Genomic DNA, 893 nt, shown 5'->3' with positions numbered 1-893 from the left:
AGGCGGAGCCGCAGCGAAAGCGAGTCTGAACAGGGCGCATCAGTCCGTCGTCGTAGACCCGAAACCAGGTGATCTACCCATGTCCAGGATGAAGGTCAGGTAACACTGACTGGAGGTCCGAACCCACGCACGTTGAAAAGTGCGGGGATGAGGTGTGGGTAGCGGTGAAATGCCAATCGAACCTGGAGATAGCTGGTTCTCTCCGAAATAGCTTTAGGGCTAGCCTCGAGGTGAAGAGTTCTGGAGGTAGAGCACTGATTGGACTAGGGGCCCCCACAGGGTTACCGAATTCAGTCAAACTCCGAATGCCAGTGACTTGTACTCGGGAGTCAGACTGCGAGTGATAAGATCCGTAGTCGAGAGGGAAACAGCCCAGACCATCAGCTAAGGTCCCCAAGTGTATGTTAAGTGGAAAAGGATGTGGCGTTGCACAGACAACTAGGATGTTGGCTTAGAAGCAGCCACCATTCAAAGAGTGCGTAATAGCTCACTAGTCGAGTGACGCCGCGCCGAAAATGTAACGGGGCTAAACATACCACCGAAGCTATGGATCCCGTAAGGGATGGTAGGAGAGCGTTCCAAGCAGCAGTGAAGCGGTATCGTGAGGAGCCGTGGAGCGCTTGGAAGTGAGAATGCCGGTGTGAGTAGCGAAAAGAGGGGTGAGAATCCCCTCCGTCGAAAGCCCAAGGTTTCCTGAGGAAGGCTCGTCCGCTCAGGGTTAGTCTGGACCTAAGCCGAGGCCGAAAGGCGTAGGCGATGGACAACAGGTTGATATTCCTGTACCGCCGTACCACCGTTTGAACGATGGGGGGACGCAGAAGGATAAGGTAACCGTGCGACTGGAAGTGCACGGACAAGCAGCGAGGCCGTCGGGTTGGCAAATCCGCCCGGCA

1 rRNA gene is annotated in these 893 nt (G+C 55.4%); it reads left to right on the top strand.

Annotation, left to right across the window (positions count from 1 at the left end):
• Positions 1-893: ribosomal RNA gene (locus tag KNP92_RS15680) — 23S ribosomal RNA — on the top strand; the annotation flags it as partial.

This window comes from Exiguobacterium sp. s122, assembly GCF_018618475.1.
In the GTDB taxonomy this organism is placed as follows: Bacteria; Bacillota; Bacilli; order Exiguobacteriales; family Exiguobacteriaceae; genus Exiguobacterium; species Exiguobacterium himgiriensis.
Note: the sequence above shows the minus strand (reverse complement) of the source record. Positions and strands in the feature narration are given on the sequence as shown.